This window comes from Pseudoalteromonas sp. S1610, assembly GCF_005887465.1.
GTDB lineage: Bacteria > Pseudomonadota > Gammaproteobacteria > Enterobacterales > Alteromonadaceae > Pseudoalteromonas > Pseudoalteromonas undina.
Genome location: NZ_PNDI01000058.1, coordinates 1 through 456, shown reverse-complemented (window position 1 = coordinate 456; position 456 = coordinate 1). Strand labels below are relative to the sequence as shown.

Here is a 456-nt window from a genome sequence, read left to right as displayed (position 1 = left end):
ATTATCGTGGAGGGGTTCCCGAGCGGCCAAAGGGATCAGACTGTAAATCTGACGGCTCAGCCTTCGCTGGTTCGAATCCAGCTCCCTCCACCACTTTATTCTAGACGGTTAGAGGTAGTTTAAGAACAGGTTCCTTAAAGCGGGCATCGTATAATGGCTATTACCTCAGCCTTCCAAGCTGATGATGCGGGTTCGATTCCCGCTGCCCGCTCCAATTTGATGATGCTGATATAGCTCAGTTGGTAGAGCGCACCCTTGGTAAGGGTGAGGTCGGCAGTTCAAATCTGCCTATCAGCACCAGTCAATCGAATCTCCTTAAACACTTCCTTTATCTGTCAGAAAAAACTATTTGAAATTTGAAAAAATTAACTTAATCTACCTATGGTGGATTATTTTCATATGTAATCTAGATACACAAAACTGATAGGTTCCGTCATGGCAAAAGAAAAGTTTGAA

Annotated in this window: 3 tRNA genes; all 3 read left to right on the top strand. The window is 43.9% G+C overall.

Annotation, left to right across the window (positions count from 1 at the left end):
- The first annotated feature begins 8 nt into the window (after window positions 1–8).
- The 3 genes from CWB77_RS16315 (at window position 9) to CWB77_RS16305 (ending at window position 300) form a co-directional block, all read left to right on the top strand.
- Window positions 9–93, top strand: a tRNA-Tyr gene (locus CWB77_RS16315).
- A gap of 46 nt (window positions 94–139) precedes the next feature.
- Window positions 140–214 (top strand) — tRNA-Gly (locus CWB77_RS16310).
- A 10-nt stretch (window positions 215–224) separates the two neighbouring features.
- A tRNA-Thr gene (locus CWB77_RS16305) sits at window positions 225–300 on the top strand.
- Window positions 301–456 lie beyond the last annotated feature (156 nt).